Source organism: Owariibacterium komagatae (assembly GCF_045865535.1).
Taxonomy (GTDB): Bacteria; Bacillota; Clostridia; order Oscillospirales; family Ruminococcaceae; genus Ruthenibacterium; species Ruthenibacterium komagatae.
The window spans coordinates 3,141,131-3,166,975 of sequence record NZ_AP031406.1 but is presented as its reverse complement, the minus strand read 5'-3'; the positions used below and the strand labels follow the sequence as shown (position 1 = coordinate 3,166,975).

At 54.0% G+C, this 25,845-nt stretch carries 25 protein-coding genes; 9 read left to right on the top strand and 16 right to left on the bottom strand.

The window, feature by feature from the left end; translation table 11 throughout:
• Positions 1-30 precede the first annotated feature (30 nt).
• Positions 31-996 carry an IS30 family transposase gene (locus ACKTS9_RS15940; protein ID WP_407878926.1) on the top strand — a complete coding sequence of 322 codons (966 nt, stop codon included), beginning with the start codon at positions 31-33 and terminating at the stop codon, positions 994-996.
• Positions 997-1,031: 35 nt separating this feature from the next.
• Here the strand turns inward: ACKTS9_RS15940 and ACKTS9_RS15935 are convergent, their stop codons facing one another.
• Positions 1,032-1,739 carry an NAD-dependent protein deacylase gene (locus ACKTS9_RS15935; RefSeq protein ID WP_407881800.1) on the bottom strand — a complete coding sequence of 236 codons (708 nt, stop codon included), beginning with the start codon at positions 1,737-1,739 and terminating at the stop codon, positions 1,032-1,034.
• Positions 1,740-1,808: 69 nt separating this feature from the next.
• On the opposite strand from ACKTS9_RS15935, the gene ACKTS9_RS15930 reads away from it, so the two are divergent.
• The 3 genes from ACKTS9_RS15930 (at position 1,809) to ACKTS9_RS15920 (ending at position 4,012) form a co-directional block, all read left to right on the top strand.
• Positions 1,809-2,654 carry an NAD(P)H-hydrate dehydratase gene (locus ACKTS9_RS15930; RefSeq protein WP_407881799.1) on the top strand — a complete coding sequence of 282 codons (846 nt, stop codon included), beginning with the start codon at positions 1,809-1,811 and terminating at the stop codon, positions 2,652-2,654.
• 64 nt (positions 2,655-2,718) lie between these two features.
• Positions 2,719-3,441: a Bax inhibitor-1/YccA family protein gene (locus ACKTS9_RS15925; protein ID WP_349214400.1), complete on the top strand. Its 723-nt coding sequence runs from the start codon at positions 2,719-2,721 to the stop codon at positions 3,439-3,441.
• Positions 3,442-3,496: 55 nt separating this feature from the next.
• Entirely contained in the window at positions 3,497-4,012 is a 516-nt protein-coding gene (locus ACKTS9_RS15920) for a hypothetical protein (RefSeq protein WP_407881798.1), read from the top strand.
• 19 nt (positions 4,013-4,031) lie between these two features.
• Here ACKTS9_RS15920 and ACKTS9_RS15915 read toward each other — a convergent pair whose 3' ends face one another.
• The 4 genes from ACKTS9_RS15915 to ACKTS9_RS15900 all read right to left on the bottom strand — a co-directional run bounded on the left by ACKTS9_RS15915 (position 4,032) and on the right by ACKTS9_RS15900 (position 8,515).
• The gene (locus tag ACKTS9_RS15915; RefSeq protein WP_407881797.1) at positions 4,032-4,832 is read right to left on the bottom strand and encodes an ABC transporter ATP-binding protein; all 801 of its coding nucleotides are present in this window, start codon (positions 4,830-4,832) and stop codon (positions 4,032-4,034) included.
• Positions 4,826-5,716, bottom strand: a complete 891-nt coding sequence (locus tag ACKTS9_RS15910) for an ABC transporter permease (protein WP_349214405.1) — start codon at positions 5,714-5,716, stop codon at positions 4,826-4,828. The genes ACKTS9_RS15915 and ACKTS9_RS15910 overlap by 7 nt, the downstream gene beginning before the upstream one ends.
• Before the next feature lie 63 nt (positions 5,717-5,779).
• Positions 5,780-6,790 (bottom strand): ABC transporter substrate-binding protein, encoded by a 1,011-nt coding sequence (locus ACKTS9_RS15905; protein WP_407881796.1) that lies wholly within the window; start codon positions 6,788-6,790, stop codon positions 5,780-5,782.
• Between the two features lie 585 nt (positions 6,791-7,375).
• Positions 7,376-8,515 carry an FKBP-type peptidyl-prolyl cis-trans isomerase gene (locus tag ACKTS9_RS15900; protein ID WP_349214408.1) on the bottom strand — a complete coding sequence of 380 codons (1,140 nt, stop codon included), beginning with the start codon at positions 8,513-8,515 and terminating at the stop codon, positions 7,376-7,378.
• A gap of 190 nt (positions 8,516-8,705) precedes the next feature.
• Between ACKTS9_RS15900 and ACKTS9_RS15895 the strand changes: the two genes are divergently transcribed.
• From ACKTS9_RS15895 to ACKTS9_RS15885, 3 genes are read left to right on the top strand one after another with little or no spacing between them, the layout of a single operon-like run.
• Positions 8,706-9,881: an NADP-dependent malic enzyme gene (locus tag ACKTS9_RS15895; RefSeq protein ID WP_349214409.1), complete on the top strand. Its 1,176-nt coding sequence runs from the start codon at positions 8,706-8,708 to the stop codon at positions 9,879-9,881.
• Complete coding sequence (locus ACKTS9_RS15890) at positions 9,878-10,717, top strand: fumarate hydratase (protein ID WP_349214411.1); 840 nt, start codon at positions 9,878-9,880, stop codon at positions 10,715-10,717. The genes ACKTS9_RS15895 and ACKTS9_RS15890 overlap by 4 nt, the downstream gene beginning before the upstream one ends.
• A complete protein-coding gene (locus ACKTS9_RS15885) occupies positions 10,714-11,271 on the top strand; it encodes a Fe-S-containing hydro-lyase (protein WP_349214412.1) in 558 nt (185 codons plus the stop codon). The genes ACKTS9_RS15890 and ACKTS9_RS15885 overlap by 4 nt, the downstream gene beginning before the upstream one ends.
• Positions 11,272-11,313: 42 nt before the next feature.
• Here ACKTS9_RS15885 and ACKTS9_RS15880 read toward each other — a convergent pair whose 3' ends face one another.
• The 8 genes from ACKTS9_RS15880 to ACKTS9_RS15845 form a co-directional block, all read right to left on the bottom strand.
• Positions 11,314-12,333, bottom strand: a complete 1,020-nt coding sequence (locus ACKTS9_RS15880; RefSeq protein ID WP_349214414.1) for a DUF4340 domain-containing protein — start codon at positions 12,331-12,333, stop codon at positions 11,314-11,316.
• A gap of 1 nt (position 12,334) precedes the next feature.
• Positions 12,335-13,768 carry a GldG family protein gene (locus ACKTS9_RS15875; protein ID WP_349214415.1) on the bottom strand — a complete coding sequence of 478 codons (1,434 nt, stop codon included), beginning with the start codon at positions 13,766-13,768 and terminating at the stop codon, positions 12,335-12,337.
• Between the two features lie 19 nt (positions 13,769-13,787).
• Positions 13,788-14,651 (bottom strand): ABC transporter permease, encoded by an 864-nt coding sequence (locus tag ACKTS9_RS15870; protein ID WP_349214417.1) that lies wholly within the window; start codon positions 14,649-14,651, stop codon positions 13,788-13,790.
• Positions 14,635-15,690 carry an ABC transporter ATP-binding protein gene (locus ACKTS9_RS15865; protein ID WP_349214418.1) on the bottom strand — a complete coding sequence of 352 codons (1,056 nt, stop codon included), beginning with the start codon at positions 15,688-15,690 and terminating at the stop codon, positions 14,635-14,637. The genes ACKTS9_RS15870 and ACKTS9_RS15865 overlap by 17 nt, the downstream gene beginning before the upstream one ends.
• A gap of 202 nt (positions 15,691-15,892) precedes the next feature.
• Entirely contained in the window at positions 15,893-16,951 is a 1,059-nt protein-coding gene (gene rfbB, locus ACKTS9_RS15860; RefSeq protein WP_349214419.1) for a dTDP-glucose 4,6-dehydratase, read from the bottom strand.
• Between the two features lie 5 nt (positions 16,952-16,956).
• Positions 16,957-17,877 carry a dTDP-4-dehydrorhamnose reductase gene (gene rfbD, locus ACKTS9_RS15855; protein ID WP_349214420.1) on the bottom strand — a complete coding sequence of 307 codons (921 nt, stop codon included), beginning with the start codon at positions 17,875-17,877 and terminating at the stop codon, positions 16,957-16,959.
• Between the two features lie 12 nt (positions 17,878-17,889).
• Positions 17,890-18,777 carry a glucose-1-phosphate thymidylyltransferase RfbA gene (gene rfbA, locus ACKTS9_RS15850; protein ID WP_349214421.1) on the bottom strand — a complete coding sequence of 296 codons (888 nt, stop codon included), beginning with the start codon at positions 18,775-18,777 and terminating at the stop codon, positions 17,890-17,892.
• 60 nt (positions 18,778-18,837) lie between these two features.
• Positions 18,838-19,614, bottom strand: a complete 777-nt coding sequence (locus ACKTS9_RS15845) for a glycosyltransferase family 2 protein (protein WP_349214422.1) — start codon at positions 19,612-19,614, stop codon at positions 18,838-18,840.
• 132 nt (positions 19,615-19,746) lie between these two features.
• Between ACKTS9_RS15845 and ACKTS9_RS15840 the strand changes: the two genes are divergently transcribed.
• On the top strand, positions 19,747-20,160 hold the full coding sequence (locus tag ACKTS9_RS15840; protein WP_349214424.1) for a putative ABC transporter permease: 414 nt from the start codon (positions 19,747-19,749) through the stop codon (positions 20,158-20,160).
• A 33-nt stretch (positions 20,161-20,193) separates the two neighbouring features.
• Here the strand turns inward: ACKTS9_RS15840 and ACKTS9_RS15835 are convergent, their stop codons facing one another.
• From ACKTS9_RS15835 to trkA, 3 genes are all read right to left on the bottom strand, one after another.
• Entirely contained in the window at positions 20,194-21,576 is a 1,383-nt protein-coding gene (locus ACKTS9_RS15835; protein WP_349214425.1) for a sodium-dependent transporter, read from the bottom strand.
• A gap of 112 nt (positions 21,577-21,688) precedes the next feature.
• Entirely contained in the window at positions 21,689-23,143 is a 1,455-nt protein-coding gene (locus ACKTS9_RS15830; RefSeq protein WP_349214426.1) for a TrkH family potassium uptake protein, read from the bottom strand.
• A gap of 8 nt (positions 23,144-23,151) precedes the next feature.
• Complete coding sequence (gene trkA / locus ACKTS9_RS15825; protein WP_349214428.1) at positions 23,152-24,513, bottom strand: Trk system potassium transporter TrkA; 1,362 nt, start codon at positions 24,511-24,513, stop codon at positions 23,152-23,154.
• Between the two features lie 218 nt (positions 24,514-24,731).
• Between trkA and ACKTS9_RS15820 the strand changes: the two genes are divergently transcribed.
• Positions 24,732-25,745, top strand: coding sequence for a nucleoid-associated protein (locus tag ACKTS9_RS15820; RefSeq protein WP_349214430.1), 1,014 nt, complete (start codon positions 24,732-24,734; stop codon positions 25,743-25,745).
• Positions 25,746-25,845 lie beyond the last annotated feature (100 nt).

Sequence of the window (25,845 nt, the reverse complement as noted above, 5' to 3'; positions counted from 1 at the left end):
CCACACCACCAAACCACCGGAGGGAACTGTATGAACTACCATCATCTTACCATAGAAGAGCGCAGTTGTATACGGAAATATTATGTGGATGGTCTGAGTTACCGGGAGATTGCCCGGCTGATTGGGAGAAACGTGAGCACGGTGTCGCGGGAGATACGGCGAAACTGCACCCATATGTATGACATTCCGACCTACTACCCCCACACGGCGCAGAAGAAGTACCTGCTGCGGCGCTCCTACTGCCACCGCGGGATGTTCCATTCCCAAGAAGTGATCGACTACATAGAGGAAAAGCTGCGTGCGACGTGGTCGCCGGAGCAGATCGCCTGTACCCCTTGTGAACGAAAGATGCCCAGCTGGAGTACCATCTACCGGTGGATCTATGAGAAATACCTGGTAAATGGCAATCTGAAGGTACTGCGCCGCAAGGGAAAGAGCCATGGAGTCAAGGAAACGCGGGGAAAGTACAGCAAGGGAAAATCCATCCGCAAGCGGGACAAATCGGTGTACAGCCGCCAGGAAGCCGGACACTGGGAAGCGGACACCGTAGTGAGTGGCCAGGGCAAAAGCAAAGCCTGCTTTGCCACCCTGGCGGAGCGAAAGACCCGGTTTTACATTGCCGTGAAGATGCCGGACCGGAGAGCTGAGACCATGGAAAACGCCGTTGTCGCTGCCCTGTCCGTCTTTCCACCGCAGCTAGTCAAAACCATTACCTGCGACCGGGGCACAGAGTTTGCCAACTGGCGCCGTATTGAAGAACGATTGCATTGCGAGGTCTATTTTGCCGACCCGTATTGTGCCTGGCAGAAAGGCACAAACGAGAATCTGAACGGTCTGCTCCGGGAGTTTTATCCCAAGGGCAGAAATCTTTCCCGCGTTGCTCCCGCCACATTAAAACGAAACCTGGCGTTGTTGAACGCCAGGCCTCGCAAAGTTCTTAACTTCCATTCTGCCCGGGAATTATGGGACTTTGAACTCAATTCCTGTTGCACTTAGTTTGACAATTCACTTTAAGACCACGATTAAAATGTTTAGGCCTCGCCCAAAATTTTCCCGATCTCCCCCTGCAACACCAGAGTGGCACCTTTATCTGCGGGCGTGGGTGTTTTGTTGATGACGATCAGCGCCCGACCGCCAAAATACCGCAAAAGTCCGGCTGCCGGATATACATTGAGGGAGGTTCCGCCCACGATCAGCACATCCGCCTGTGCAATGGCCCGCATGGACCTGGAAAGCACCTGCTGATCCAGCGCTTCTTCATACAGAACCACATCCGGTTTGATCACACCGCCGCAGCTGCAGCGCGGCACGCCGTCGCAGGACAGGATTGCGTCCAGACCAAACGGCTTGCCGCATTCTGTACAATGATTGCGGTGCACGCTGCCGTGTAATTCCAGCACATTCCGGCTTCCTGCCGCCTGATGCAGACCATCGATATTCTGTGTGATCACCGCGCGCAGTTTGCCCTGCGCTTCCAAACTGGCCAGTGCTTTGTGCGCCGCATTGGGCTGCGCGTCCGGATAGAGCATCTTAGCCCGGTAAAACCGATAAAACTCCTCGGTATTCTCCCAAAAGAAATGATGCGACAGAATCTCCTCCGGCGGCCAGCGCCAGGTTTGATTGTAAAGCCCGTCCGTACTGCGAAAATCGGGAATGCCGCTCTCGCAGGATACGCCCGCACCGCCAAAAAACACCAGATTGTCGCTGTCGTTCACCCATTTTTTCAATGCGCTGTCCATTGGCGAACTGCTCCTTTCGTGATATACTGAAACCAGTATATCATAAATCCTGTAAAGGAGCGTACCACAATGGCCACAAAAATTACAAATGACTTGGTATTTCGCAATCTGCCGCGGCGTGCGCCGGAAAGTCACAAGGGCAGCTATGGAAAAGTGCTGGCTTTGTGCGGCTGTTCAAAATACCGCGGCGCAGCCGCTTTGTGCGTGTGCGGCGCGCTGCGCGCCGGAGCCGGTCTGGTAACACTGGCCGCCGAAGAGTCTGTGATTTCCGCTGTGGCGCAGCGCGTGATGGAACCTGTTTATTTGCCGCTCCCCGATGAGGACGGCCTGTCGCTTGCTGCCTCCAAATCCACGGTGTGCGTGGCGGGCTGCGGGAAGGAAGCCACCCCCGCCACTGCACAGGAAATGAAAACTGCGCTGGGCGCATCATCGGGAACCGTGGTGCTGGATGCAGGCGGCTTGTGCAGTCTGGCAGATGACAAACTGTTTTTGATGGGCCTGTCCGGCCGGCTGATCGTTACGCCGCACCCCGGTGAAATGGCCCGGCTCACGGGACGTTCCGTCCGCGAAATCGAGGCAGACCGGGGCGCCACTGCGTTGAGTTTTGCGCGGGAGAGCGGCGCCGTCACCGTTCTGAAAGGGCACCGCACACTGGTGGCGACTCCTTGGGGAGAATTGTATGAAAACGGCACCGGCAACGCCGGGCTGGCGCGCGGCGGAAGCGGCGATATTCTGGCGGGCATCATTGCCGGGCTGGCCGCGCAGGGGCTGGAGCCCTGGCAGGCGGCTGTGTGCGGCGTTTATCTGCACGGGCTTGCTGCAGACCGGTGCGCCCGGCGTCTTTCCATGCAGGGAATGCTCCCCTCGGACATTCTGGCCGACCTGCGCGCGATTTTCCTTGAAAACAACCGATAACGATGCTATACTGTAGTTAAATTTCTATCCCCTTTTAAAATTAATGCAGAAAAGAGGTTTTTTGATGGACGGAAACAATTCCATGTTCAACGAGCCCGGTATGGAGTGGATGAACGGCGGTGCAGCAGAATCGCTGAGTTCCTACACCACCAAGACCTTTGGCTGGATGGGCTTGGGTCTTCTGGCTACCTTTGTCACGGCTTATGCGGGATATCTGACCGGCATCACCTGGCTTTTGTGTGTCAGCATGCCTTATTTGCCCTTCATCCTGGCCATTGCTGAAGTCATTACCGTCATTGTGCTGGGTGCACGGCTGCACAAGCTGAGCGCCGGCGGCGCAACCGCTCTGTTCTTCGTATACGCCATTCTCAATGGCCTGACCTTCTCCACTTTGTTCCTGGTATACGATGTTGCCACCATGGTATACGTATTCGGTTTGACTGCGCTGTATTTCGGCGTGCTGGCCGCTTACGGCTACTTCACCAAACGGGATCTGACCGGTCTGCGTTCCTTCCTGTTCGCGGGTCTTCTCTTCCTGGCGCTGTACTGGGTGGTTTCCATCTTCCTTCCCATGGCCATGTATGACAAAGTGGTCTGCTTCATCGGCCTGGCCGTCTTTATGGGGTATACCGCTTATGACACGCAGATGATCAAACGTTACCATGCAGCTACGCTGACCGACCCGGATATGGCCCACAAAGGCGCCATTCTGTGTGCGCTGCAGCTGTATCTGGACTTCATCAACATGTTCCTGTACATTCTGCGTCTGGTTGCCCGCAAAAAGTAAGCGTTTCAAAAGCCGGCGAAATTTTCGCCGGCTTTTTGTTTTGGGGTGAATTTTTATGAAATGGCTTTGCATCCCGGTCATTCTGTTTCCCTATTCTGTTCTGGGAATGTTGTATTGTCTGTTCTCCGGCACACTGATGGAATCTGTCTTTCAAAACAACGGATTCCTTTGCATTCTGGCTCTGCTTGCCTGGGCGCTGATCGGATTTGCCTGTGCCTTCTTAGTGGGTATTCGGGGCGCACGAACGCTGGACTGTCTCCGTTTTGCACGCTTCGCCATGATTCTTAAGCTGGCACAGATCCCCGCCTACTGTATCATTTTTGTGCTGGCAGCCCTGTTTTCCCTGACTATTTTTACCATCGGTTTCACCATTGCACTGGCTTTCTTTGATGGAATCGCCATTCTGATGACCGGCATTCCGGGTGTTTTCAGCATTCGAAAAAGCTATCAAAGTGGAGTTCTTCTCCGTTCGGACTGCCTGATACACAGCCTGCTTCAATTTGTGTTCTGTGCCGACGTGGTCAGCAGTATTTATCTTTACCGAAAAATAAAAAGAACGAGCACGGGCTGAGTCCCGCGCTCGTTCTTTTTTATTCGCTGAGCAGGATGCGGTCGTTGTCCAGCACCTTGTTTGTTTTTGTGCGGAATTTTTCCAGCAAGCCATCCACGGTGGTGTGTGCCCGTTCCTCGCCGGAGATATCCAGCACGATTTTTCCGCCATCCATCATGATGGTCCGGTTTCCCAGTTCCAGCGCCGAAGAAATATTGTGCGTGATCATCAGGCAGGTGATTTTGTTTTCCGAAACAATCTTCCGGGTCAGCTCCAGCACTTTCTCCGCTGTGCCGGGGTCCAGTGCGGCGGTATGTTCGTCCAACAGCAGCAGCTTCGGCGTGACCAGAGTTGCCATCAGCAATGTCAGCGCCTGCCGCTGACCGCCCGACAACAGCCCCACCGGCTGTTTCAAGCGGCCCTCCAGGCCCAGCCCCAGCGCGGCCAGGCGCTGGGCAAAGTAGTCCCGGTCTTTCTTTGTAATTGTGGAAAATGCGCTGGATGCCTTCGCCGTCCGCAGATAAGCCAGCGCCATATTTTCCTCAATGGTCATATGCGGCGCCGTACCTTTCAGCGGGTCCTGAAACAGGCGTCCAACATAGCGGGAACGCTTATACTCGGGGCGAAATGTCATGTCGTCGCCATCCAGCAGGATACGGCCCCGGTCCACGAAAAAGCTGCCTGCAATGGCATTGAACAGCGTGGACTTTCCCGCGCCGTTTCCGCCGATGATGGTCACAAAATCTCCCGGCTCAAGGTGCAAAGACAAATTCTCCAGCGCCTTTTTTTCATTGACCGTTCCCGGGTTGAAGGTTTTCGAAACGTTGGTAAGGGTCAGCATTCTTTGTCCGCCTCCTTGCGCTTTTTGTAGAACAGGATTTTATCCCGGACCGCAGGCCACGAGATGGCCGCCGCCACAATGACGGCGGAAACCAGCTTCAAATTGCTGGCTCCCAGATTGGAGGTAAGCGCGATTCCGGTGAGTACGCGATAGATGATGGAGCCGATCAGCGCACCAACCACGCCGCGCACAATGCCGCCACGCCCTACAAGCACTTCGCCGATCACCAGACTGGCCAGACCGATGACCACCATGCCGGTGCCCAGCGTCAGATCGCCATAGCCCTGCTGCTGCGCCAGCAGGCCGCCGGAAACCGCAATCAGCGCATTGGCAATGCAAAGTCCCACTGTGGTGGTAAACGCCGGATTGATGGACGACGCGGCCACCATGTCACGGTTGTCTCCGGTTGCCCGCAGCGACAAGCCCAGCTGTGTGCGCAAAAACAGCACCAGCAGCACTGCGCACACAACAGCAAACACCAGCGCCAGCACCAGTGTGCCGTAGGGCATCAGGCCGTCCGCCCAACGGAACAGCGTATCCACCCGCAAAAGCGTCAAGTTGGATTTTCCCATAATCATCAGGTTGATGGAGTACAGCCCGGTCATGGTGATAATGCCGGCCAAAATGGGCTGCACGCCCAGCTTTGTCTGCAGGACCGCCGTCACACCACCCGCCAGCGCCCCGGCAATCAGAGCCGCTGCAAGCCCCAGCACCGGATGCCCCAGCGACGTAAGAATGGCGCTGCACGCAATGCCCAGGGTGAAGGAACCGTCCGTGGTCAGATCCGCAATATCCAGCGTGCGATAAGAAATGTACAGGCCCAGCGCCACCAGGCTGTAAATCAGGCCCTGCTCTGTATTGGTCAGCAAAATCTGAATGCTCATGCTTTCAAACTCCTTTGATGCAGATGCGCGCCGCCCTGCCAAGGGCGGCGCAAGCACTTGAAATTATTGTACGTAAGCGGAAACATCCACACCGATGGCCTCGGCCGTTTCCTCGTTCACTACTACGGCATTGTCTTTCAGGACTTCCACCGGAATCTCCGACACGCTGGTGCCCGTCAGCACTTTGGCCACCATGTCGCCGGTCTGGGTCCCCAGGTTGGTGTAGTTGACGCCCACGGTTGCAAGGCCGCCGTCGGCCACCATGCTGTCTGCAGCCACATACACCGGTTTTTTGGCATTGATGGCCTCTTCGGCCAGAATCGGCATTGCGGATGCCACCGTGTTGTCAATGGGCGCAAACACGGCGTCGCACTGATTCAGCAGATTCTGTGCCGCTGTCTGCACTTCGCCAGTGGCTGTGACGGCGTTCTCTACATAAGAGATACCTTTTTCATCCAGATATGCTTTGGTCTCCTCAATGACGGAAACGCTGTTGATCTCGCTGGTGTTGTAGATGAGGCCGAAGCTCTGCACATCGGGGGTCAGCTCCGCAGCCAGGTCAAAGATCTTGGAAACGGGAATGGCGTCGGACGTGCCGGTGATATTGCCCGCCGGCGCTTCCGTGTTCTCCACAAGGCCCGCGGCCACCGGATCGGTGACGGCGCTGAAAATTACAGGAATGTCCGTACCTTCCACGGCAGTGGCCGCACCCTGTGCTGCCTGCGTAGCGATCGCCACGATCACATCCACGTCATCCGCCACAAATTTCTGGCAGATATTAGCGATGGTCGCCGTATCGCCCTGTGCGTTCTGATAATCATATGTGTAAGTGAAGCCCTCTTCGGCTGCTTTGGCATCCAGTTCCGCTTCAATGGCGGTGCGGATTTCATCCAGTGAGGGATGCTCCATCAGCTGAATCAGACCTACTTTATACTCGGCAGTGCCTTCCGCCGATGTTCCGGCCGTGCTCTGCGCGGCGGAAGAAGATCCGGTGCTGCCGGAACAACCGGCCAGCATGCTCAGAGAGATCAGGGCGGACAGTGCGATGGCAAAATACTTTTTCATCGATTTCATAAAGCAAAACTCCTCTTTCAAAATGATTGTTTCAGCAAATGGGCGGACATGATGTTCAGCTGCCATCGCCATCGCCTCGTAGTTTGTTTTTTCATGGTCTGCACCCATCTCCTCTCTGAAATCGCATTAAAAAAACGCCTATCCCTGCCTGATGCAAGGACAAGCGTTTGAAAAACAAAGCCTGCGGTACCACCTTACTTGCCGCTGATTCAGCGACCTCTCCGCGAGAATGCCAACACATTCTCTGCCCTGTAACGCGAGCACGCGTCGAAGGCTACTAAGGCATTGCCGTTTCACCCCGCCCTCAGCGGTCCATTTACCCGGCCCGCTCTCGGCCCTTTTCCAGCAACAGGGCTCTCTTTGCGTGCGCTTCCGGTTTTATCTCCGCCTCATCGGTTTAATAGCATTAAACTATTTTTCACCCAATTTGTCAAGGGGCTCCTGCAATTTTTTTAATTTCATTGTACAAAGCAGCAGTTTTCACAAAGCAAATACCTCTTCTTTGTAATAATTCACATGTTTTCGCCTTTTTTAGGCAGAAAAAAGCCGGGTGCGCTACACGCGCACCCGGAACATTCGGTTCGCTTATGCCTCCACAGCATTGTCCAGCAGATAGCTGGAAGCCAGCGAAGTGCGGGTGGACATATACATGTACGGCTCTCCATAAACTTCCAAAACCTGGTTGTAGGTCTCTTCTGTCAGGCCGGCCACAGACATCACGTCCTCTTTGGTCACTTCAATGGCAGCTTTTTCCGACACAGCCTGCAGGATCATCATCTGCTCAGCCTGCTGCACAATCGCGTCATGATTCTGCTCCAGCATCGTCTCCAGGCTATCGGCTCCCATATAGGACAGGAAGTCTTCCAGTTTCATGCCATACTGATTTGCCATGCTGATGTAGTTATTGGACAAGGTGTTTTCCACAAAGGTCACAACACTCTCGGGCACTTCACTGACCTGAGAATTTTCAAAAATATAGTCAGAGATATAGCTTCCGCGCTGGCTTTCCACCAGATTTTCCGCGATGCCGGCGCGCATCTCCTCCACAGTGGTCCAGCCATAGGTGGAAGAGAGATTCTCATTTACGAAATCATCCGTTACTTCCGGCATGATCTCTTCACCCTGCACATAATTGATGGTCGTTTTGAACACAGCATCCTTGCCCGCCAGATCCGGATTGTTCTCATAGGGATCGGGGAATGTGACGTTCACATCAAAGGTCTCGCCGGGTTTGTGGCCAATGATCTGCGTGAGGAAATCATCGATGTAATTGGTAGAGCCAGCCACCACATTGGTGCCGTTGCCCTGGGTGCTTCCGCCGTCAAACTCCACACCGTCCACGCTGCCGACATAATCAATGTTGACTGTATCGCCCTCTTTGACCTCTACGTCCGTCAGCTGCTCGTAGCTGGCAAATCCAGCCAGGAGAGAATCAATGCTGGCCTGGATATCCTCGTCCGTGGCGGTGGTCACATCTGCGGGAAGAGAAATGTGGTCATAGTCTTCCGGCAGCGTTACATAATCCAGCGCTGTCACGCCTTCCAGCAAGCCATCTGCTGTGAGCCCGGCGCTGAAGTCCACTTCGGGAAGATCAGACGACGTGCTGTCCGAAGAAGCGGTAGATGAAGCGCTGGACGATGACGAAGAAGAAGCCGCGCCGCTGCACCCGGCCATCAGGCTCGCGCACAGCGCCAGAACGATTGACAAACTTAACAACTTTTTCATTTATTGCCTCCTGATCGCGTTCCCCTGCATTTTCATTTAGGAACGCTTTTGTTATCATATCATATTCTCCACCCGAAAAGATAGCGATTTTGTAAAATTTATGAGAGAAAAAACGCAATCGGCCTTTTCTCCGCCGCTGCCCCTTGGTATACTGGTAGCAGAAACTTGCAAAAGGGGCGGTAATACAACCATGGATTATTATGAGAAAGCACTGGAAATGCATGCACAGCATCACGGAAAAATCGAAGTGGTGAGCAAAGTACCCGTCAAAACACGGGACGATCTCTCCACGGCCTATACGCCCGGTGTGGCACAGCCCTGCCGCGCCATTGCGCAGAATCCGGCCGACGCATACACCTACACCTCCAAAGGGAATCTGGTTGCCGTAGTATCCAACGGAACGGCCGTGTTGGGACTGGGCAACATCGGCGCGGCTGCGTCTCAGCCGGTGATGGAAGGGAAAGCCATTTTGTTCAAGGAGTTTGGCGGCGTAGATGCTTTCCCCATCTGCCTGGACACCCAGGACCCCGAAAAAGTGGTGGAAGCCGTTCGCATGATCGCACCGGTATTCGGCGGCATCAACCTGGAAGATATCGCCTCGCCCGCCTGCTTCACCATTGAGGAAACACTGGAACGGGAGCTGGACATTCCGGTGTTCCACGATGACCAGCACGGTACCGCCATTGTGGTGACGGCCGCTTTGCTGAACGCTCTGCGTGTGGTAAACAAGGACATCGGTTCGATTCGGGTCGTTCTGAACGGCCCGGGTGCAGCGGGCACCGCCATCATCAAAATGCTGCTGGCGGCCGGCGTCAAAGATGTGATTGCCTGTGACGAAAACGGCATTCTGTACAAAGAGCGCGGCGTGGGCATCGCAGACCACAAGGCCATGCTGTGTGACATCACCAATTTGGGTGGGATGCGCGGCACACTGGCAGATGCCATTGTCGGTGCCGATGTGTTCATCGGCGTTTCGGTGGGCGGCGCACTGAAACCGGAGATGGTGCGCACCATGGCCAAAGATCCCATTGTATTCGCCATGGCCAACCCCGTTCCGGAGATCACGCCCGAAGAGGCGAAAGCCGCAGGCGTGCGCGTCATGGGAACCGGCCGCAGTGACTATCCCAATCAGATCAACAATGTGCTGGCGTTCCCCGGCGTATTCAAAGGCGCGCTGCAAGTCCGCTCCCGGGATATCAACACTGCCATGAAGGTGGCCGCCGCTCATGCCATCGCAGACCTGGTCCGTGATGACGAGCGCAGCGAAGAGTACATCATCCCCGGCGCATTTGATCCCCGTGTTGCCGATGCAGTGGCACAGGCCGTAGCCCGCGCCGCCCGTGAAACGGGGGTGGCACGGCTGTGAGAACCATCGCCGCCACTCTGATTCGGGATACCGTCGCCCGGCTGTGTATGGAAGCAAACCAGACGCTTTCTCCGGACCTGGAAAACGCTTTGCGCCAGTCTGCGGAGAGTGAACCTTGGGCGCTGGCGCAAAGCACGCTGAATACACTGTGCGAAAATCTGGACGCAGCCCGCGAGACCGGCCTCCCCATCTGTCAGGACACTGGTATGGCCTGCGTATTCTGCGAAATCGGGCAGGATGTGCACATTGACGGCGACTTTGAAGCCGCTGTCAACGCCGGTGTGGCCAAAGGGTATACTGAGGGATTTCTGCGCAAAAGCGTCGTCAGGGATCCCATTCGCCGCGGCAATACCGGCGATAATACGCCGGCGGTTCTTCATGTGCGCCTGGTACCCGGTGATCGCGTAAAAATCACCGTTGCGCCCAAAGGATTCGGCTCTGAAAATATGAGCCGTCTGGCCATGCTGAAACCTTCCGACGGAGAAGAAGGCGTAAAGCAGTTCGTTTTGGACACCGTTCGTCAGGCCGGGCCCAATCCCTGTCCTCCCATTGTGGTGGGGGTGGGCATCGGCGGCACTTTTGAACGGGCAGCTCTGCTGGCCAAGCAGGCTCTGCTGCGCCCGGTGGGCAGCCATCATCCCGACCCGTATTACGCCTCTATGGAGCAGGAATTGCTGCAGAAAATCAATGCCATGGGCATTGGCCCCCAGGGCTTCGGCGGACGCACCACCGCTTTGGGCCTTCAGATCGAAACCTTCCCCACTCATATCGCGGGAATGCCTGTGGCCGTCAATATCAGTTGCCATGTGACGAGGCATAAGGAGGCGGTACTGTGACAGAACATCGAATTTCAACGCCCTTCACGCAGGAAAAAGCCGCCGCGCTCCGGGCCGGTGACCGGGTTCTGCTTTCCGGCGTGATCTATACCGCCCGGGATGCCGCGCACAAACGGCTTTGCGAGTGTCTTGAACGGGGAGAGCCGCTTCCCATTGATGTGCGGGACGCCGTCATTTATTACGCCGGTCCCACACCTGCCCGTCCCGGGCAGGTCATCGGCTCCTGCGGGCCTACGACCAGCGGCCGGATGGACGCCTATGCGCCCACCCTGCTGCGGCTGGGGTTGCGGGGCATGATCGGCAAAGGTGCCCGGAACCAGGCGGTTGCTCAGGCAATGCAGGAAACTGGTGCGGTCTATTTCGCAGCCATCGGCGGAGCAGGCGCCCTTGCCGCCGCTTGTGTAAAAGAGGCCGAATTGGTCTGCTACGAAGATCTGGGAAGCGAGGCGATCCGCCGCCTGGTTGTGGAGGATATGCCTTTGACCGTCGTTCTGGATTCTTTGGGAAATGATTTGTATCGGGACGGCCCGGAAGCCTATCGAAACCAGCGGTAAATCAAAAAGAGCCTTGAGAGATTCTCAAGGCTCTTTTCGTTTTTATTCCTCAGAAGATGTGCTTTGTGATTCAGACGAGGACGATTCAGCCTCTTCCTTCGGGGCAAAATCCTCTTCGGCAGCCGCCAGAATCTCCTCTATCAGGTCAGAGGGCATGATATTCACCGCTTGGGAATCATCAATGCAGACATAGTATCCGTCCTCACCGTTGGAGGCTCCAATGGTAAGTGTGATCTCCAAATCTTCGGCCTCTTCCCCTTCACCCTCAGTATAGCCAATTCGCAGCACTGCCGCAGGTGCGTCCAGCCCATACGTAGAACGCTCTTCTTCTCCCGCTTTATAATTCACGCACTCGGAAACGGTAAGATACGTGATGGTTCTCACATAATCCTCCGCCGCGGTGTGGTCAGCGGTCTGCCCGTTCACCTGATAGGACAGCGTGCCATCCTCGTTTTCCGATGCCGTCACGGAAAGAACTGTCCCGTCAGCGTTCTCGCGTTCTACTGACGTTACATTGCTCACACTGGTCACTGGCCACATTTCCTTTTCGATCATGTCGTAAAGGCCATAGCTGAAGGTATCCCAAAAGGACGAGGAAACGGTATAAATCTCCTTGCTGGCATCCAGCATCATGTAGTATTCGCCTGTATAGTTGTTCAAATCGCCGATCAAACAGGTAACGGATTCGTCTCCGCTTTTTAAAACAATGGTTTTCGACGGACTGTCCAGCCCGTAATCCGCGAGGCCGTCCCCGTCACTTCGGACCAGAGCCACCGCATCGATGGGATGGCTCTGACTGGCCATGGACTGCGGATATTCCTGCATCAAGGGGAATTCCGCATCTTCGGACCATTGCCACACATCGCCGCTTTTCACCAAAGTAACTTTTCCTGTATCGGTGGTGTACTCAATGGAATCCACCTCACCGGACACGGTGGCAACTTCTACCGTCTGCACCTCTTCCTCTACTTGATTCAGATGTTCCAGCGTCAGATACCCTCCACCAAGCACGGCAATAGCCGCTACTGCCAACACCATCGGCAACCATTTATTTCTTTTCATTTCAGCGTTTCCTCCGTTTGAGCCAAACTCCCACGCCTATGCCAATCAAGACGGCAGGAAGCAGAATGGTAATTCCGAGGCCGAGCAAATTCGCCACATCGGATGGTACTGTAATGGTGCTCATGCTCAAATCTTTCGCATGAATGCTGATGCTCTGCTTGGAATCTGCCAGCCATGCGAAACAGTTCAGCACCAAATCCGAATTGGCGCCGGACACCAGGCTGTCTGTATCTGCGTCCAGCAGGTAACTGGTGGGCAGCCAAATGAACCGCGCGCCTGTCTCACTGTTTTCCGCCACCGCAGCCAAATCAAAAGGACCGTCCAGATCGCCATCTTCTTTTTCCAGTGAATTGCTTTCATAGGCATCGGTTTTGCAGTATGCCTGCGAAGAACTGGTCAGAAGCGCCTGCGTCGTCACATTTTCCGGCAATGTCTCTGCAATGGCAATTCCATGCGCCAGGGGCACCAGTACGTTGCTGCCTTCTTCCAACAGAGGCTCTGTGATGTCGTGGCTCAAAACCGTGGGTAAAACATAATAGGGATATTGATTCAGGTGCGCACTGCTGTCTCCTTCAATGACAATGCCTTCCTGTGCAGACAATCCGTACGCCGCTGCAATCGCTGTCAAATTGGGCATTTCCGCCGCGCTGTATTCCCCGTAATTGGTGACCAGCATCAGTGTGCCGCCGTTTTCCAGATAGCTGGTCACTTTGGCTGCCTCATCGTCTGAAAGGTCTTTGGTCGGCGCATGAATGAGCAGCACATCCGCATCTTCCGGAACCGCGTCCACGGTCAAAAGATTCAGCGTGTCTGTTTCCATATTCTGCCGCGTCAGGCCGAAACTGAGCGTGCTGGAAATCCCGCTCTCGCCATGTCCCTGCACAATGTAAAGCTTCGGCAGATCTTCGCTGCTCACATAGGCAATCGCCGAGGTAATCTGGCCCTCGCCGTCAAAACTTGTTTCGTACTGATACGTTTCATAATTGATGGTCTGCTGATACAGATCGGTATAATCCACTACCCGATAGCGATCTCCTCCGTCCACGATCACGCTGCCCAGAGAAGCATCGCTGGCCTCATATTGATTTCCAAACGTCGGGTATAGTACCGGGTCCTTCTGAACCACTTTAATGTGCGACGAAAGATCCGCATACTGCTGCAAAAGCGACAGAGTCCGGCTGTCTTCGCCGCCTGTTCGTGCCAGATAATACAGGGTGATGTCTTCATCCACTCTTTCGCAAAGCTTTTTGGTCTCGTCCGACAGGCTGTACACTCCGCTGTCAGTCAGGTCCAGCTGTGTGTAGCGTTCGGGCAATGCCCCTATGAACAGATTCAGCACAATTACCAGCACCACCATCAGTGCACACATAGCGCTGGCATAGGCGCCGTTTTTCATCGCCCGGGATTGAAGCGTCTTCTTCAGTCTTTCTTTCATGGCGCATCTCTCCTTCCCGTCAGCTCCAGCGCCGCTTTTCAATTCCCTGCGTGGTCAGGAATACAAAAAGCAGCGCAATGGAAATGTAATAAACAATGGCGGTGATGTCGAACACGCCATTCACAAACGTGCTGAAACGGTCAAACAATGCCAGCGTGTTCAGCATCTTGGCGAAGCTACCTTCCATCTGCACATCGGTGAAACGTGTGAGGATCAGCAGAATCAGTTCCGCCAGACAAAACAGCCCTGTGGAGAGCACCAGACTTTTCGTCATCAAATAGACCAACACGCATACGAGCAGTGCCAACAGAGAAAAAGCCAGGGTGCTTGCAAACGTCGTGCTGGAGATCAGCGAAGCAATGCTGGGCATCAGATAAATCAGAATCAATGCGCCAAATGTACACAGTGCCGCAATGATCTGGTTTTCCGTCAGGCTGCTCATAAACAGCCCGATGGCCAGTGTGGCGGCTCCCAGCAGGAAAAAGGCCAGCAGACAACCGTAAGCGCGCAGCAGCGAAACCGTGCCGAACGCCGACATGATCAGCGGGCACACCATTGCCACCACAAGCGGGATCGCATAAATTGTCAGCAGAGCCAGATATTTTCCCCACACAATTCCCGAGATGGAAACCGGGCTGGTCAAAAGCAGCTGATCGGTTTTTTGGCGGCGTTCCTCAACCATACTGCGCATGCTCAGCAGCGGAACAACGACCAGGAACATAAACATCGAATTGTTCAGCACATAGCCAAATTCTCCATAACCGCCCGACAGACAAAGCGCCATGAAATACAACCCGATCACAAACACTACAAAAGCGCTCACCACCCAGCCGGACATTCCGTGGAAGGCACCGCGCAAATCCTTTTTATAAATCGCCAGCATGATCCTTCTCCTCTTCTTCCTCGTTGTTCTGTGCGGAAATTTCCCCATCTTCCGCCGAGGATTCTCTCTCCGGCAGTTCTGTCAGGACCTCCGCATCTTCCAGAACTCTGTCGCCGGTCAGTTCCAGGAAAACATCTTCCAGGCTGAGGGTCTCGTTCTGCATGCGAAGCACTGCACAACCGGCTGCCGCCAGCGCGCTGCTGATCTGCGCGCGAAGATCCCGGCCTGTATCGTAGCTCAGACGTGCGGTGACAGCGCCTTCATCCAGGCAGGGCTCAAAGGCAACATCCCGCGCACCTTCCACGCTGTTCAAAACACCGCGCACGGTTTTTTCGTCGCCCAATGCCGTAACAATTAAAACATTCTGGCCTTCTGCGCGCTGGGCCAGATTTTCCGGCGTGTCACAGGCCACCAATTTCCCATGGCTCAAAATCAGCACCTTGTCACATACTGCCGCCACCTCGGAAAGAATATGGCTGGACAGCAGAATGGTGTGCTTCTTCGCCAGAGAGCGAATCAACTCACGAATCTCAATAATCTGCTTCGGGTCCAATCCCACCGTCGGTTCGTCCAGAATCAACACTTCCGGTCCGCCCAGCAGCGCTCCGGCCAGCCCCACCCGCTGCCGATAGCCTTTGGACAAATTTTTGATCAGACGGTCCCTTACCTCCGTCACGCCGGTCTGCGCCATCGCCTGCTTTGCCAGATCCTGCCGGTCCGGTTTTGCGAACCCCTTCAGCTGCGCTACAAACAACAGGTATTCCCAGGGCGTCATATCCGGATAGACCGGCGGCTGCTCCGGCAAATATCCAATTTTCGCACGCGCCGCTCTCGGCTCATCAAAAATATCGCTTCCATCGATCAGGGCCGTTCCATCCGTAGCAGAAATATATCCGGTCATCATATTCATGGTGGTGGATTTTCCCGCTCCGTTGGGGCCCAGCAAACCGCAGATTTCTCCCTTTTCCACAGTAAAACTCAAATGATCCACCGCTATGTGATTTCCATAGCGCTTGGTAAGCTCTTTTACCTGTATCATGCCAACGCTTCCTTTCCCTGCATGAGGGACGCAAAACGCCCCAAAGTATTTTCATTGTATGGTTGAAGTTTGAAAAAGCCCTGATAATTGTTTGATAAAACTGTGAAACCCCTCCCGCTTTTTCTCCTTCAAACGCGCTTTTTTTTGCAGATACAGATAAAAAAAGCAGGAAGCCCGCGGACTTCCTGCTGCATGTGTAAACTTATTTGTTTTTATACATTTCGTCATAATACTTCTGATAATTACCAGAAGTAACATTATTCATCCACTCTTCGTTGGCCAGATACCAATCAATGGTCTTCACAATGCCGACCTCAAAAGCAGTCTCCGGATACCAGCCAAGTTCCTCTTTGATCTTGGTGGGGTCGATGCCGTACCGACGGTCATGTCCCAGACGATCCGCAACGTATTTGATCAGGCCCTCGTTGATATCGGCATCCTGCAATTTGTCGTGCAGCTGCTCAATGATGGTTTTTACAATGAAGATATTGGGACGCTCGTTGTGTCCACCCACATTGTAAACTTCGCCCACACGGCCGCCGTTGGCAACCATGTCGATGGCTTTGCAGTGATCCTCCACATACAGCCAGTCGCGCACATTCATGCCGTCACCGTACACGGGCAGCTGTTTGTGGTGCTTGACATTGTTGATCATCAGCGGGATCAGTTTTTCCGGGAACTGATAGGGACCATAGTTGTTGGAGCAACGGGTGATGTTCACCGGCATGCCGTAGGTGTCATGGAACGCCATGACGAACATATCAGCGCTGGCCTTGGAGGAAGAATACGGGCTGTGCGGGCACAGGGGCGTGGTCTCCATGAAATAGCCGTCCTCGCCCAGAGAGCCGTACACTTCATCGGTGGATACCTGCAGGTATTTCTTGCCCTCTGCCCAGGCGCCGTCACGGTACCATGCGTTTTTGGCGCATTGCAGCAGGTTCACGGTGCCCAGCACATTGGTTTCCACAAAAATTTCGGGGTTGGTAATGGAGCGGTCCACGTGGCTCTCCGCCGCAAAGTTAATCACAAAATCGAAATCGTATTTTTCAAACAATCCGGTAACCAGTTCGCGGTCGCAGATATCGCCCTGCACGAAGACATGGCGTTTGTCGCCCTCCACTCCCTTCAAATTTTCCAGGTTGCCTGCATAGGTCAGTTTGTCCAGGTTGACCAACAAAATGTCATCGTACTTATTCAGCATGTAATAGACAAAGTTGGAACCAATAAAGCCGGCACAGCCGGTAATCAAATATTTTTTCATTCCATTCAGTCCTCCGGTTTCCAGTTTTCAAAAAAGCATTTCAACGCATCCTGCCAGGTGCGCATCTCATTGCCCACAGTACAGGCCAGCATGCGGTTTTCCAGCGCGCTCCACGCCGGTCGATTCGTGGAAGCGGGATGTTTTGCTTTGTACTCGGCACTGGTGCAGGGTGTGACCTTGGCATCCACACCCGCCAGACGCAGAATCTCGCAGGTAAAATCATACCAGGAGCAAATGCCTTCTCCCGTGCAATGATAAATTCCATATTCTCTGGTAACGCACAGTTTCAGAAGATGATACGCCAGATCTTCCGCGTTGGTGGGATTGCCCAGTTGATCGTTGACCACTTCCACTGCGCCGAATTTTTTCGCCGCATTGCGGATGGTCTTCACAAAGTTCTTTCCGGCATACCCGTACAGCCAGGCAGTGCGCACGATAAAGTAACGGCTGCAAAGGCTTTTTACGTATTCTTCTCCCAAAAGCTTGGTGGAACCATAGGCGCTGATAGGGCCGGGCTGCGCAGTTTCATCCAAAGCCACGCCCCCGTTTTCGGCCCCACTGAACACATAGTCCGTGGAAACATGGATCAGCTTCGCACCCACTTCTTCCGCGGCCATGGCAAGGTTCCGGGCGCCCAGCGCGTTCACTTTGAACGCCGCATCCCGGTTTGTCTCGCACCCGTCCACATTGGTAAATGCCGCACAGGATACGATCACATCCGGCTGATGATGGCGCACAAACGCCATGACTTCATGCCGGTCGGTGATATCCAGCGCTTCCATGCCGTCTACGCCCACATCCGTGGCAATCACCGTAGCACGGTTCAGTTTTTCAGGAATCGAGCCCAGCGCACAACCGCCCTGCGCCAATTGTCGGCGCAGTTCGGTTCCCAACTGGCCTGCCGCACCCGTGATGAGCAGTTTCATATCTCTGTCTCCTCAATAACGCAATTTTCCATCCGCAACCTGTTTCAGATGCTGGCCATAAGGGCTTTTGCCGTAACGCTCTGCACTCTCCAGCAGTTTTTCGCGGGTGATCCATCCGTTTTTATAAGCAATCTCTTCCGGAGCGCTGATTTTGATGCCCTGGCGCTTTTCCACCATGCGCACAAAATCCGCCGCGTCCACCAGACTGTCCATCGTACCTGTATCCAGCCAGGCAAAGCCGCGGCCCAAAAGCTGCACATCCAAATCGCCCTGATTCAGGTACAGCTCATTCAGGGTCGTGATCTCCAATTCGCCGCGGGCAGACGGTTTGACCTGCTTGGCAAGCTCCACCACGCGCTTGTCATAGAAATAAAGGCCGGTGATCGCATAATTGGATTTCGGCTCTTTGGGTTTTTCCTCTACGCTGATCACTTTTCCGTTGGCGTCAAACTCCACAATGCCAAACCGTTCCGGGTCGGTCACATAGTAACCAAATACCGTAGCGCGGCTGTTCTCCTCTGCATTCTTGACCGCATTGCGCAAAATGCGGGAAAAACCGTTCCCGTAAAAAATATTGTCGCCCAGAACCATTGCGCAGCAATCGTCTCCGATAAACTCCTCACCCAGCAAAAATGCCTGTGCCAGGCCATCCGGAGAAGGCTGCACCTTGTAACTGAGGTGCACGCCAAACTGGCTTCCGTCGCCCAGCAGTGCTTCAAACCGGGGCGTGTCCTGCGGCGTAGAAATAATCAGGATATCCTGAATGCCTGCCAGCATCAGCGTGGACAGCGGATAATAGATCATGGGTTTGTCATACACAGGCAGAAGCTGCTTGGACGTAACCATGGTGAGCGGATACAGCCGGGTGCCAGCGCCACCGGCGAGAATAATCCCTTTCATCTTCATTTCTCCTTTTCAAATTGATTTTAACGGGCTAAGTACCGCCCACACCTTACAAAATCAAAAAAGCCGAAAGCCCCACTTGCGCCAATAATGAAACATGGAGCGGATCTGCATCCAGAAATTCTTCCATTTCTTGTTGGCGTCGCGGTGCCACGCATGATAAACATACGTGATCGGCACATACATCACCTTTCCGTACTGCTGTGCCTTGCGGGTGATGTCGGCGTCCTCCACATACATAAAATAACTTTCGTCAAATCCGCCCATTTTCTGAAAGACCTCTGTGCGGATCACAAAAAAGCTGCCGGTGCAAAAATCGATGAGCTGCGGACGTGTCAGGTCCTCATCCAGCATCAGATAATGCCGCTCAACCGATTTCAGAAAAGGCAGCGGAAGCTGCCGGGCCATCAGGGCCAGCAGACTGGGAGTCCGCTTTGCCGTATACTGATCGCGTCCATCCGGGAAGCGAAGCCGCGGCGTGGTCATGACCACATCCGGATGCTCTTCCATCCAGAAACAAAGCGCGCTGATGGCATCCGTATCCAGGGTGATATCCGGATTGACCACTGCGTGATACTTGCTGGTCAGCTGTTTCAAAACCGTGTTATGGCCTGTGCCGAATCCATCGTTGGTCTTGCGGCAGATCACATCCACCGGGCCGCCGAAATCCGCAGCCTCCAAACGCGCCCCCGTTCCGTCCGGCGAAGCATTGTCCACCACATACAAAGAGAGCTCCGTGTCTTTTGTATACGACAAAACAGAGGAAGCCGCTTTGACCACCTCTTCGTATCCGCCGTATGCCACGATACATGCGCTGGTTTTAATCTTGTCCATGAATTGACCTGCCTATGTGGAATGACTTACTTTTTAAACTATATCACATTTTGTCCGCTTTGTCCATTTAAGGTACAAACGCCATGTATATTTTTCACCGGCGCAGCGCACCCTAAACGCAGGTGATTGCGAATGAAAAAACAGGCGGCTATTTTTTCCACCGGTGCACTCGGGTACAGTCTTCTCGAAATTCTTGCACGAGGATACACCCATTGGACCATGACCATTCTCGGCGGGTTATGCCTGCTGGGGCTTTCCTGCCTTGCCAAACACTGGGGCAGCCGAAGTATTTTTGTACAGGCCACCGCCGGCATGTGCCTGATCACTGCAGCCGAATTTGCCACCGGTCTGGTGGTCAACCTTTCGTTTGGCTGGCGGGTGTGGGACTACAGCACCGAACCGGCCAATCTTTTGGGGCAAATTTGTCTGCGCTATTGCTTTTACTGGTTTTGCCTGTGCTTCATCTGGTTTTTGTGCGTCCGTGCCGCCCGAAAACTTCAGGCAAAAATCCCTGCAGTCGCAGACCATCTGCGTACCGACCAATAAAAAAAGAGGGGCGCTTGCCCCTCTTTTTTTATTTCAGGAAAGGCCCTGCCCCTTGCCCAGCGTAAAATACAAAATCAGTACAATCACAGCAGGCGCCAGGAATCGAATCAAAAAGGACCAGGAGCGTTTGAAACGGAACCGGCTTCCATCCGCTTCGATCTCACTCAGCGCATTTTTCGTTCCCCAAACCCAGCCTACAAACAGGCAGAATCCCAATGCACCCAGCGGGATCATCAAATTGTCCGTGAATTTTTCAAGCACCGCATTCATGGGCAGCATCTGCACGCCGGAAGCAAAATCAAACCACGGCAGGTTCAAATTGCGCTCTGCCGACTGGCTCAGGGAATAACCCGCGCTCAAAAACGCCATGGGAATCACCAGCAGCACAATGGCCTTCAAACGTCCAAGGTGAAACTCTTCCGTCAAAAATGCTACGCAGCTTTCCAATACGCTGATGGCACTGGTCAAAGCTGCCAAAAAAAGCAGCATGAAAAACAGGCAGCCAAATACGATCCCGCCCGGCATCTGCGCAAACACTTCCGGCAAAGCCATAAACGCAAAACCGCCGCCCTGGCCCAGGCCATCTGCCCCCAGGGTCACAAACACCACCGGCACAATGGCAATTCCCGCCAGAATGGCGACCATGGTATCAATGCCGCAAATGAACGCAGCGCTCTTGGCAAGATTCTCCGTTTTTGACACATAGGAGCCATAGGTCACCATGATTCCCATACCGACCGAAAGAGAGAAAAAGGCCTGTCCCAGCGCACCTACCAGCGTGTTTCCGTTCACGGTTCCCGGCCGGACGGTAAACAGATAGCGCAGGCCCTCACCCGCACCGGGCAGGGTAATGCTGCGTACGACAATGGCCAAAAGAATCAAAAACAGACAGGGCATTAAAAACTTGCTCACCTTTTCAATTCCCTTGGACACACCGCGTACCACCACATAGACACAAAGCGCGAGAAACACCGCACCCCAGAGCAGCGGCTCCACCGGTTTTGAGATGAAATTCACAAAATAATCCTGATACGGGGTCGCACCCGTGCCGAAATCCGCACCCGTGAGGTATACCTGAATGTATTTCAGCACCCAGCCGCCGACCACACAATAATAGGACAAAATCACAAACAGCGTAATCACGCCGATTCCACCCAGAAAGGTCCAGCGGCGGTTCAGGCGACGAAATGCGCCCACCACATTTTTCTGCGTGTTTCGTCCAATGCTGATCTCCGCCAGCATCACCGGAAACCCGACCAGTGCAACAATCAGCACATAACACAAAATAAATGCGCCGCCGCCGTAGGCCGCCACTTTTCCCGGAAACTTCCAAATATTCCCCAAGCCCACTGCACTTCCGGAAGCAGCCAGAATAAACCCCAGACTGCTCGCCCATTGGCCGCGTGACTGTTTCATAAACCTGTTTTCCTCCTAAACACAAAGCTGTTTTTCATTGTAGCATATTCCCGCAAAAAGTACAGCTTTTTATCAAAAAAACTCCCGATATAAAATCGGGAGTTTTTAAATCTCACAGCTTCTTAGACCATGTATCCCGGCTGAACAAAGCCAGCAGCGGGAAAATTTCCAGTCTTCCCAAAAGCATGTCCACCGTCAGCACAATTTTTGAAAAGTCGCTGTAGCAATCGTAGTTCGACATCGGTCCGACCACGCCTAAGCCGGGTCCGATGTTATTGAAACAGGCGAATACCGCCGAAAGGTTGGATTCCAGCGGAAATTCATCCAAGGAAATCAGCAGAATGCTGCCGAACATCAGAATCCAGTAGGCCGCCATATAGGAATTGACGCCTTTGATCACTTCGTTGTCCACAACATGGCCATTCACATGAATGGCACGCACGGTGCGCGGACGCAGCGTGCGCTGCACATTGTACCGCAACTCTTTCAGCAGCAGCAACATTCGCACGGTTTTGATGCCGCCACCCGTGCTGCCGGCGCAGGCTCCCAAAACCATCAAAACCAGCAGAATCGCTTTGGAAAAAGACGGCCAAAGGTCAAAGTTTGTTGTGGAAAAACCAGTGGTCGTCATGATACTGCTGACCTGAAATGCCGCATGGTGCAAACTTTCGCCCCAGCTTTGCATCAACGGACGAATGTTCCAGGTGATCAGGCCCGTAGCCGCCGCAAAGAAGAACAGATACAACCGGACCTCTTCATCCTTAAATGCCGCTGCAAATTTCCGGATCAAGAGCAAATAATACACATTGAAATTGATGCCGAACAGCAGCATGAACACGGTACATACGTTTTGCAGGTAGGGGCTGTAGCTGCCCATGCTGTCGTTCTTGATGCCAAAACCGCCGGTACCTGCCGTGCCGAACGCCGTGCACACACTGTCAAAAAGCGGCATACCCCCGGCCAGCAGAAACGCCACGCACAAAACGGTAAGCAGAATGTACAGTCCATAGAGAATCATGGCGGTTTGCCGGATACGCGGCGTCAGTTTTCCCACACTGGGGCCGGGGCTTTCGGCGCGCATCAGATACAGCGTGCCGCCGGAATTTTTGTTTGCCGGCACCACCGCCAGCGTAAAGACCAGGATTCCCATGCCGCCCAGCCAATGAGAAAAGCTGCGCCAGTACAATACGCCACGGCTCAGACTTTCCACATCGGGCAGCACTGAGGCACCCGTCGTGGTAAAGCCGGACACAATCTCAAACACCGCATCCACATAAGAAGGAATCTCACTGCTGAAATAAAACGGAAGACCGCCCAAAAGCGAAATGCACACCCACGCCAATGCAACGGTCACAAAGCCGTCACGGGCTGAAAAATGCGCTTCGCGTTTTCGTCCAAACCAAAACAATACGCCGGCGATCAGAGAGATCACCGCCATGGACGCCAGAAACGCCATGGCCACATCGTGGTCGCCGTCAATACAACAAAGGATCAGCGACGGGATCATGAACACTTCCGTCACAAACAGAATGGAACTGACCATTCTACCCACAAGTCTGATATTCATGTCCGCTCTTACTCCTCAAAAATATCCTGCAGCTGCATGATGGGGCTTTCGCACGTGGTCACTACGATCACCGTGTCACCGGACTCAAAGCTGCTGGCACCATCCGGGATCACCGTATCACCGCGCCGGGTAATGCAGGAAATCAATATTCCCTTCTTCACAGGTACGTCTTTCAGAGGCACGCCGCGCCAAGGCACCGTGTCATCCACCAGGAACTCCAGCGTCTCCGCCCGATCATCCGCAATGCGATGCAAAGCCAGCACGCTTCCCTTCTGGTTCTGCATGGCCCGAACATAGCGAACCACGTTATTGCTGCAGAGCGCCTTGGGGCTGATGACCGTTCCGACGCCCATGTCCTCAAACATATGGCTGTATTCCAAACGGTTGGCCTTGGTAATCACCTTTTTCACGCCCGCCGCGCTGCCGTACATGGAAATGACAATGTTCTCTTCATCCATGTCCGTCAGAGTCACCAGTGCATCCGCACGGCGCAGGCCCTCGCTCTCCAGCACTTCCTGGGACGAGCCGTCGCCCTGCACCACATCTGCCTTGGGCAAAATCTCTGCCAGGTAACGGGCGCGCGTTTCGTTCTTTTCGATGATCTTCACCTGCACGCCTGCGCGCAAAAGCCGTTCCGCCAAATAGAAACAAAGGCGGCTTCCGCCCACCAGAAGAGCACGGTTGACGTAGCTCATTCCAATACCAAGATTTTTCAGCAGCTGTGACAGGTTGGCCGCACGGGCCGTCACATAAATATGGTCTCCTGTCTGCAGCCGATAATCGCCGTTCGGAATCTCCACTTCTTCACCGCGGCTCACCGCACAGACCAGCACTTTCACCTTGGCGATTTTATAAAGCTCGCTCAGGCGGACGCCATTGAGTTTGCCGTCTTCAAAGACCTTGAGTTCCACGATTTCCACGCGGCCCTTGGCGAACGTTTCCCGCCGCAGAAAGCTGGGGAACTGCAAAAGCCGAAAAATCTCGTGCGCGGCCGAAAGTTCCGGGTTGATGGTCATGGACAATCCCAGCTGTTCCCGCATACTGAACAGCTGCTCTTTGTAATCCGGGTTGCGCACACGGGCAATCGTATGCAGGTTCGGATTCAAGATTCGTCCGGTCAGGCAGCACAAAATATTGGTCTCGTCTGCGCTGGTCGCCGCAATCAGAAGCTCTGCTTCTTCCACACCGGCTTCGCGCAGGGTTTCCATCGCCGCCGCATTTCCTTCCAGCGTCATTACATCGTACTGATCCAGGCTCATATGGAGCACCTGAGGATTGGAATCGATGGTCACAAGGTCGTGACCCTCCCGCAACAATTGACGCGTCAGTGCCAGACCGACTTTACCGTCACCCGCAACAATAATTTTCATAAATACAACGACACCTTTCGGCACATCTGCAATGATTTTATCAAAACGGAGTGATTGTTACACCATTCGAGTATTACCAGTATACCTTTTCTTTGATGCACACACAAGGGGCTTGTGAAAAATCTTTTCTGCGCCGCAAGCAGGGTTTCTCTATTTGATTTTTTTACCGCCTCACGCTATAATCATAGCTGCTCTATTTTAAATAAAGGAATGACATTATGGAACTCACATTGGAAGCGGCCGTTCTCCATGTTCTGGATCCCGGCGCGGATCTGCCGGTTCTGTCTCAGACGCTTCTCACCGATGAGGACGCCCTGCACTACCTGGGCGGTCTTGCGGCCAAGGCCTGGAACAGCGAAGAGGCCAAAACCTGCTCTTTTACCAGTGAATCTCCTTTGCTGGCGCATCTGGGCGAACTGGATCAGGCCTTTCTTTCCGTCACAGCCGATCTGGCACAAAGCTGGTTTGACGTTCTGCGGGAGAATCCTTCAATTCCGGCGGCGGATGCGGCTTTTCTGCTGCTGAACATCGACGGCAACGATTATTTTGCCGGTCTGAAACTCAACTACAAAACCGGATACGCCCATTTCTTTGACATGGGGACCGGCGATGCCGTGACAGGTATCACACGGCAGGATTTTCTTCTTCCCGGTGCATCCGGGAAGGCCGATGAGGCTTTTTTTGTTGATCTGGCTTCCCAGCAGGTGCGTGTTCTGGAGAAAAAATACGAGATTGACGGCCGCAAACAGCCCTATCTTGCCCGTCGGGTGCTTTGCGTCAAACCGGGCATGTCGCCCAAGGAAAAGCTGGCCGCTATCCGGGACATTGCCGTGGAAGTGAATCAACAGTTCTACGGAAGCACCGGTGTGGATGAACCGGAACTGGCCGCGGCCGTCTGTGAAGAATTCCGGGAGTTCCGAAGCGCCTCCAGCCAGCCGGGTGCGCCGGCACAGCCCGCGCCGGTGGCGGAACTGTGTGATAAACTGTACGGGAACCTGCCTCATGCCCGCGAAGCGTTCGCTCAGGCGCTGGCTGAACGGGAGATTGAGATGGACGAGCCGCTCCCCATGCCTGCAGCAGCTGTGCGGCGCATGGAAAAGCAGTCGCTGCGCAGTGCCGGCGGGGTCGAGATTAAGGTTCCTGTCAGCGTCTACCGTGATGAAAATGCCATCGAGTTTATCCGAAATGCCGATGGAACCACCAACCTTCTTATTAAAAATATTCTTTTATGATTTGTGCTCCGCCTTCCCGGCGGAGCCTTTTTTATCTTCTGCCGTTCGGATTTCACTTACACAAACAATTTTGTTGTGCTATAATAAAAATAGAAAGTTC